Origin of the sequence: Microbacterium sp. CPCC 204701, from assembly GCF_004010105.1 — a bacterium.
GTDB lineage: Bacteria > Actinomycetota > Actinomycetes > Actinomycetales > Microbacteriaceae > Microbacterium.
In genome coordinates this window covers 1-7,870 of the sequence record NZ_RRYE01000124.1, presented here as the reverse complement: position 1 = coordinate 7,870, position 7,870 = coordinate 1, and the positions used below count along the sequence as shown (strand labels likewise).

The 7,870-nt window shown below is 70.1% G+C and carries 8 protein-coding genes; 1 reads left to right on the top strand and 7 read right to left on the bottom strand.

The features are described 5' to 3' along the window. On the bottom strand, positions 1-568 hold a 568-nt coding region (locus EIO58_RS09285; protein WP_240658677.1), incomplete at its 3' end, for a thiamine-phosphate kinase. A 54-nt stretch (positions 569-622) separates the two neighbouring features. Here EIO58_RS09285 and EIO58_RS09280 point away from each other — a divergent pair. Next, entirely contained in the window at positions 623-1,108 is a 486-nt protein-coding gene (locus EIO58_RS09280; RefSeq protein ID WP_240658675.1) for a DUF3515 family protein, read from the top strand. Between the two features lie 6 nt (positions 1,109-1,114). On the opposite strand, the gene EIO58_RS09275 is transcribed toward EIO58_RS09280, so the two are convergent. The 6 genes from EIO58_RS09275 to leuC form a co-directional block, all read right to left on the bottom strand. Further along, the gene (locus EIO58_RS09275) at positions 1,115-2,209 is read right to left on the bottom strand and encodes a D-alanine--D-alanine ligase family protein (RefSeq protein ID WP_127819296.1); all 1,095 of its coding nucleotides are present in this window, start codon (positions 2,207-2,209) and stop codon (positions 1,115-1,117) included. Beyond that, positions 2,109-3,245, bottom strand: coding sequence for an NAD(P)H-dependent glycerol-3-phosphate dehydrogenase (locus EIO58_RS09270; protein ID WP_127819295.1), 1,137 nt, complete (start codon positions 3,243-3,245; stop codon positions 2,109-2,111). Before EIO58_RS09270 ends, EIO58_RS09275 begins: the two co-directional genes overlap by 101 nt. Further along, positions 3,235-3,984: a lysophospholipid acyltransferase family protein gene (locus EIO58_RS09265; protein ID WP_127819298.1), complete on the bottom strand. Its 750-nt coding sequence runs from the start codon at positions 3,982-3,984 to the stop codon at positions 3,235-3,237. Before EIO58_RS09265 ends, EIO58_RS09270 begins: the two co-directional genes overlap by 11 nt. A 22-nt stretch (positions 3,985-4,006) precedes the next feature. Continuing rightward, on the bottom strand, positions 4,007-5,389 hold the full coding sequence (murA, locus tag EIO58_RS09260; protein WP_127819294.1) for a UDP-N-acetylglucosamine 1-carboxyvinyltransferase: 1,383 nt from the start codon (positions 5,387-5,389) through the stop codon (positions 4,007-4,009). A 71-nt stretch (positions 5,390-5,460) separates the two neighbouring features. Then, entirely contained in the window at positions 5,461-6,057 is a 597-nt protein-coding gene (gene leuD, locus EIO58_RS09255) for a 3-isopropylmalate dehydratase small subunit (RefSeq protein WP_127819293.1), read from the bottom strand. Between the two features lies 1 nt (position 6,058). Then, the gene (gene leuC, locus EIO58_RS09250) at positions 6,059-7,579 is read right to left on the bottom strand and encodes a 3-isopropylmalate dehydratase large subunit (RefSeq protein WP_127819292.1); all 1,521 of its coding nucleotides are present in this window, start codon (positions 7,577-7,579) and stop codon (positions 6,059-6,061) included. Positions 7,580-7,870: the final 291 nt, after the last annotated feature.

Genomic DNA, 7,870 nt, shown 5'->3' with positions numbered 1-7,870 from the left:
CATCCGTGAATTGCTCGAACAGCACGCGCAGGCCGCGACCGGCCCGTCCGAGCTGGCCGGCGACGGCCACGACATCACCCGCCCGCGCACCCGAACGCAGCACGGGTGCGCGGCCGGCGAGGGCGCCGAGCGCCGTCACGGCGAGGGTGAGGGTATCCGAGACGGTGAGGTCGCCGCCTTCGACGACGCATCCCGGGGCGAGCTCGTCGCACGCGGCCCGCAGGCCGTCGGCGATCGCGGTCACGAACGACATGCGCGTGCGGTCGGGCATCGCGAGCGCCACCAGAAGCGCGGTGGGCGTCGCGCCCATCGCCGCGATGTCGGCGAGATTGACCGCCGCTGCCTTATAGCCGAGGTCGAACCCCGTCGACCACGCCAGCCGGAAGTCCGGGCCGTGCACGAGGGTGTCGACCGTCGCCACCACGCGCCCGTCCGCCGCCGCGAGGACGGCGGCGTCGTCGCCGGGACCCACGGGCGCCGCCGACTCACCGAGCCGCTCGAGGATGCGCCGAAGGATCTCGCCTTCGCTCAGCTCTCCGACGGTCCGGTCGGCATGCTCGTCCACCACGCGTCCACGCTACCGTCGAGCGGGCGACGAGCCGCGCCGGGTTAGCCTGGAACGGTGCGCCTCCTCCCCTCCGCCACCGTCGCCGCCCTCACGCTCGTCGCGTCGGCGGCGCTCGCGGGATGCTCGGCGACCGTCGATATGGAGCCGGCCGAGGACGCGAACGACCCGGCGTGCGCCGAGGTCACGGTGCGCCTCCCCGACTTCATCGCCGACCAGCCGCGGCGGTGGACCGACGCGCAGGCGTCCGGTGCGTGGGGCGATCCCTCGGCGATCCTTCTTCGGTGCGGCGTCGCGCCGCCAGGACCGACCGAGGCGAAGTGCATCACCCTCGGTGGCGTCGACTGGGTCGTCGACGAGAGCCTTGCGCCGAACTACCTCGTGACGACGTACGGCCGCGTGCCGGCGATCGAGGTCTTCATCGACAACGAGGTCGTGTCGCCCAACGACGCGCTCACGGAACTCGGCGAACGAGTCGTCGGCGTCGCTACCGCGGCCGAGCGCGCGTGCACGCTCACCGAGACGCTGCTGCCCGACAGCTGACGCGGACTAGGCCTGCGTGCGATCCAGCGCCGTGTCGACGAGCTCGGTGATGAGCTCGCCGTAGCTCATGCCCGACGCGATCCAGCACTTCGGGAACATTGAGATCGGCGTGAACCCGGGCATCGTGTTGAGCTCGTTGACGTAGAGCCCGCCGCCCGTGAGGAAGAAGTCCACGCGCGCGAGACCTCGACCGTCGACGGCTTCGAACGCACGGATGCCGAGATCCTGGATCGCCGCGATGTCGGCGTCGTCGAGGTCGGCTGGGCATACCACCTCGGCGCCGTCGCCTCCGAGGTACTTGCCCTCGAAGTCGTAGAACTCGCGCGTCGTCAGCACGATCTCGCCCGGGAGCGACGCTCGGGCACCGGCCCCGGCGCGTCCTTCGAGGATCGCGACCTCGACCTCGCGGCCGACGATCGCCGACTCGATGAGCACCTTGTCGTCCTCGGCGAATGCGAGAGCGAGCGCCGCATCGAGCTCGGAGGCGTCGTGGACCTTCGACACGCCGACGCTGGACCCCGCGCGCGCCGGCTTGACGAACGTGGGCTCACCCAGGGCGGCGGCATCCGCTCGCACTCCCTCCGGGTCGCGCTCCCAGCGTGCGCGGGTCACCGTGACCCACGGCGCCACCGGCACGCCGGCCGCCTCGAGCACGATCTTCATGAAGTGCTTGTCCATGCACAGCGCCGAGTCGAGCACGCCGCCGCCGGCGTACGGGATGCCGAGCGTGTCGAAGAAGCCCTGGACCGTGCCGTCCTCGCCGTGCACGCCGTGCAGGATCGGCAGCACGACATCGAGCTCGCCGAGGTCCTCGATCGAGCCGTCTGCGCGCCTCGCACGCAGGGTGCGGTCCGAGCCGCCCTCGGGCCACAGCACGCGCGTGCCGTTGTCGACCACCTCGGGGAGGTGCTCGGCGTCCAGGGCGAACTTGCCGGGATCATCGTCCTCGAGGACGAACACGCCCTCGCGCGTGATCCCGACCGGGATCACGCGGTAGCGGTCACGATCGATCGCCCGAAGCACCCCGCCCGCCGTTGCGGAACTGATCGAGTGCTCGCTGGATCGACCGCCAAAGAGCACCGCCACCGCCGGCTTGTCCATTCTGAGTCCTCTCGCCCTTCGGGGTGTCATCGTCAGTCGTCAGGTGCGGGGCGATGTCCTTCGGGTTCATCGTCCCGTCCAGCACCATCTTCACCTGCTCGACGATCGGCATCTCGACTCCGACCTCGCGCGCGAGCTGGAGGATCGGCGCGACCGATGCCAGGCCCTCGGCGGTCTGGTTCATCTGCTTCACGACGTCGTCGAAGCGGTAGCCCTGACCGAGCAGGCGGCCCGCCGTGTTGTTGCGGCTGAGCGGCGACTGGCACGTCGCGATGAGGTCGCCGAGGCCCGCGAGGCCGTGCAGCGTCTCGGGCTGTGCGCCGAAGGCCACCGCGAAGTCGGTCATCTCGACGAGTCCGCGCGTGATGATCGACGCCTTGGTGTTCTCGCCGTAGCCCACCCCGTCGACGATGCCGATCGCGACCGCGATGAGGTTCTTGAGCACGCCGCCGAACTCGGTGCCGATGACGTCGGTGTTCACGAATGTGCGGAAGTACCGGTTGCGCGCCCGACGGGCCACCGCATCCGCGGTCTCCTGGCTCGTCGACGAGATGACGGCCGCGGTCGGCTGTTCGCGTGCGATCTCGAGCGCGAGGTTGGGTCCCGACGCGACGGCGATGCGGGAGGGGTCGCAGTGCAGCTCCTGCTCGATCACCTGGCTCATGCGCAAGCCGGTGCGTCGCTCGACGCCCTTCATGAGCGACACGATGGGCGCGTCGGTGCGGGCGATCAGCGGGCGGATGGCCTTGAGGTTCTGGCGCACCGCCTGACTGGGGATGGACAGATAGATCTGCTCGGCACCGTCGAGGGTCTCCGACAGGTGGTGCGTCGCGTGCATGCCGCGCGGCAGGTTGATCCCCGGGAGGTACTCGCTGTTGCGCTTGGCCTCCTGGATCTCGCTCGCGAGCTCCGGGCGGCGCGCCCACATCGTCACGTGGGCGCCGCCGTCGGCGAGGATCTTGCCGAACGTCGTGCCCCAGCTTCCTGCTCCGATCACCGCGACCCGCGGGCGGGCGGCATCCTGCCTACGACTCAAGGCGACCCGTCTCCTTCTGGCCGTGATCGGCGGGATTCCAGCGTTCGGCGGGAGCCGGCTCGTCGCGCAGCTGCGACAGCAGCCCGGCGATGTCGGCCATGACCTTGTCGGTCGCGGCAGCGAGGTTCGACGTCTGCCCCTCGTTCTGGAAGGCCGACAGGTCCACCGGCTCGCCGAACAGCACCGTCACGCGACGACGCAGCGGCCACAGGCGCAGCTTGCCGTAGCGCGGCATGACCTGTTGCACGCCCCACTGCGCCATCGGGATCACGGGGATGCCGGCGGCCATCGCCAGCCGGACGGCACCGGTCTTGCCGCGCATGGGCCAGAGATCGGGCTCGCGCGTGAGGCTTCCCTCGGGGTACACGATCACGCCGCGACCGAGGCGTACGAGCGTCTCGGAGGTCTCGAGCGTCTGGCGCGCCGAGGACGCGGATGACGATCGCGCCACCGGGACCATGCCCGTGCTGCGGAGGATCCATCCGAGCACGGGGACGCGGAACAGGCTCTCCTTGGCCATGAACCGCGGCGCACGGCCCGCCTTCCACACCGCGAGTGCGACCGCGAGCGGGTCGGCCTCGGAGTAGTGGTTCGGGGCGAGCACGTACGCGCCTTCGCGCGGCAGCTTCTCGGCTCCCTGGATCTCGAGTTTGAACAGCAGTGCGATGAGCGGAGCGGCGATGCCCGCGAGCGGCCAGAACGCGCTCGGCCTGGTCTTCTCCCGGGAAGCCCGCGGCATCGGCGACGAGGGACTCACCGGGTCACCCGATGACGTCGAAATCGGCGCCGAGGGTGTCGAGCTTGGTCAGGAACTTCTCGTACCCCCGGCGGATGATCCCGATGTTGCGGACGACCGACTCGCCCTCGGCCGCGAGAGCGGCGATCACGTAGCTGTAGCCGCCGCGCAGGTCCGGCACGACGACGTCGGCGCCGTGCATCGGCGTGGGGCCGTTGATGACCGCGGCCTGCTCGAGCGCGCGGCGCGCGACACGGCGGTCGGGCGCGTCGATGCCGTGCGGATGCACGACGATGTCGGCGCCCATCTGATTCAGCGCCTGGGTGAAGCCGAGGCGGTTCTCGTACACCGTCTCGTGCACCACGGACTGACCCTCGGCCTGGGTCAGCGCGACGATGAGCGGCTGCTGCCAGTCGGTCATGAATCCCGGGTGGACGTCGGTCTCGACGGTCACCGGCTTCAATGCCCCGCCGCGGCGGAACTGGATGCCGTCCTCACGCACGTCGAACCAGCCGCCCACCTTGCGGAAGACGTTGAGGAACGTCAGCATCTCCTGCTGGCGTGCCCCGCCGACGAAGATGTCGCCGTCGGTCGCGAGCGCTGCGCACGCCCACGACGCGGCCTCGTTGCGGTCGAAGATCGCCCGGTGGTCGTAGCCGGTGAGCGTTTCGACGCCCTCGATGAGGATGACGCGGTTGGGCTCGTACGAGATGATCGCGCCCATCTTCTGCAGCACCGCGATGAGATCCATGATCTCGGGCTCGATCGCGGCGCCGCGCAGCTCGGTGGTGCCCTTCGCGCGCACGGCGGTGAGAAGCACCTGCTCGGTGGCCCCGACGCTCGGGTAGGGCAACTCGATGTTCGCGCCGTGCAGTCCGTTGGGCGCCGTGATGCGGATGCCCTCGTAGCTCTTGTCGACCACGGCGCCGAACGCGCGCAGCGCGTCCATGTGGAAGTTGATCGGCCGGTCGCCGATGCGGCATCCGCCGAGGTCCGGGATGAGGGCCTCGCCGAGGAGGTGGAGCAGCGGACCGCAGAACAGGATCGGGATGCGGGATGCCCCTGCGTGGGCGTCGATCTCTTCGAAGTGCGCCGCGACCGCGCCGCTGGGGTCGAGGTGGAGCGTGCCCTCCTCTTCGCCGTCCTCGACGGTCACGCCGTGGACTTCGAGGAGCGATCGGACGACCTGGACGTCGCTGATGTCGGGGACGCCGCGCAACGTGCTCGACGTCTCGCCGAGGAGGGCGGCGACCATCGCCTTGGTGACGAGGTTCTTCGCCCCCTTGACCTCGACGCGGCCGGTCAGGGGGCGTCCGCCCCGGATCGCGAGGATCTCTCCAGCCACTTCCTTCTCTCCCGGCTGCGGGGTCGCGGGCTCACCCGCGGCGACGTTCAGAAGCGACTTCATCCGGTTGTCCTCACTTGGTTCATCGAGGGGCTTGCGGGGGACGGGCGCCATGGTGGGGCGCCCGACCCGACTCACGGAACAGGGAGCGTCCGCGGCCGCCACGCCTCGCGGCGCGCCTCGAACTGCGCGATCTTGTCTGCTTCGCGCATCGTCAGCCCGATGTCGTCGAGCCCTTCGAGAAGCCGCCACCTAGTGTAATCGTCGATGTCGAAAGCGACCGTGAGCGCGCCGACGGTCGCCGTGCGGGCCTGGAGGTCGACCGTCATCGAGACGCCGGGCTCGGCCTCGAGGGCCGCCCAGATCGCTTCGACGTCGGACTCCGAGACCACCCCGGTCACGAGCCCCTGCTTGCCCGCATTCCCGCGGAAGATGTCGGCGAACTTGGCGCTCAGCACGACCGCGAATCCGAAGTCGCGCAGCGCCCAGACCGCGTGCTCGCGGCTCGAGCCGGTCCCGAAGTCGGGGCCGGCGACGAGGATGCTGGCCCCGGCGTACGTGGGTTGGTTCAGGACGAAGTCCGGATCCTGGCGCCAGCTGGCGAACAGTGCGTCTTCGAAGCCGGTCTTGGTCACGCGCTTGAGGTAGACGGCCGGGATGATCTGGTCGGTGTCGACGGCGGAGCGCTTCAGCGGTGCGGCGATGCCGGTGTGGGTCGTGAACTTCTCCATGTCAGGCCTCCGCTCCAGCCGGTTCCGAAGCCGATGCCGGTTTCTCAGCCGCAACCGCTCCCTGAGCTTGTCGAAGGGCCGGCAGATCGCCGGGGCTTGCGAGTCGGCCCATCACGGCCGTCGCTGCCGCCACGAGGGGCGAGACGAGGTGCGTGCGCCCGCCCTTCCCCTGGCGTCCCTCGAAGTTTCGGTTGCTGGTGGAGGCACAGCGCTCCCCCGGCGAGAGCTGGTCGGGGTTCATTCCGAGGCACATCGAGCAGCCGGCGAAGCGCCACTGCGCACCGAACTCGGTGAAGACCTTGTCGAGCCCCTCGGCCTCGGCCTCGAGGCGCACGCGTGCGGATCCGGGCACGACCATGACGCGGACGCCGTCCGCCTTCTTGCGGCCCGAGATGACCGAAGCGAACGCGCGCAGGTCCTCGATGCGGCTGTTGGTGCACGACCCCATGAAGACGGCGTCGACGGCCACCTCCTTCAGCGGCGTGCCCGGCGCGAGATCCATGTACTCGAGCGCGCGCTCGGCGGCAGCCCGCTCGTTCGCGTCGGCGAAGTCCTCGGGTGACGGGACGACGTCGCTCAGCGACACGCCCTGCCCGGGGTTCGTGCCCCAGGTCACGAACGGCTCCAGCTCGTTCGCATCGAGGAACACCTCGGCGTCGTACACGGCGCCCTCGTCGCTGGGGAGCGTCCGCCAGTACGCGACGGCGTCGTCCCAGTCCGTGCCCTCCGGCGCGTGCGGGCGGCCGTGGAGGTAGGCGAACGTGGTCTCGTCGGGAGCGACCATTCCCGCGCGTGCGCCCGCTTCGATCGACATGTTGCAGATCGTCATGCGGCCCTCCATCGAGAGCGACCGGATCGCGCTCCCGCGGAACTCCAGGACGTAGCCCTGGCCGCCGTTGGTGCCGATCTTCGCGATGACGGCCAGGATGACGTCCTTCGCGGTGACGCCCGGCTCGAGCTCGCCCTCGACGGTGATCGCCATCGTCTTGAACGGCTTCAGCGGCAACGTCTGCGTCGCGAGCACATGCTCGACCTCACTCGTGCCGATGCCGAAGGCCATCGCGCCGAACGCGCCGTGGGTCGACGTATGCGAGTCGCCGCACACGACGGTGATGCCGGGCATCGTCAGACCGAGCTGCGGGCCGACGACGTGCACGATTCCCTGCTCCTTGTCGCCGAGCGAGTGCAGGCGCACACCGAACTCCTCGGCGTTGCGGCGCAGCGTTTCGATCTGCGTGCGGCTGGTGAGGTCGGCGATCGGCTTGTCGATGTCGGAAGTCGGGGTGTTGTGGTCCTCGGTGGCGATCGTCAGGTCGAGCCGCCGGACCGGTCGGCCCTCCGCGCGCAGTCCGTCGAACGCCTGCGGGCTGGTCACCTCGTGCACGAGGTGCAGGTCGATGTAGATCAGGTCGGGCTGGCCGTTCTCGCCTTTGACGACGACGTGGTCGTCCCACACCTTCTCGGCGAGCGTGCGCGGACGGTCGGGGATGCCGGCGATCGGGGATGCGTCGGTCGTGCTCATGTGCTCTGTCGTTCTCCTCGGAATAGGGGCTTCGCCCACCGGTGATCGGGCCCGCGACGAAACTCCGCGACGAGGGAGGCCTGGGAACTAGGACTCGTCGCGGCCGCTAAGGAGGAGGCGAGCGATCCGCACGGGGTTCAGGTTACCACCGGCGCGCTGGGCACCGGCCCGGCGCCGTCACGCATTGAAGCGGCGGCGGGTCGGGCCGGCGCCCGCCCCGCCGCCGGTGATCAGTCCCGATCGCGCCGTTCCGTGTCGCCGTGAGGCGGCTGTTCGACACGGGGAGGCGTG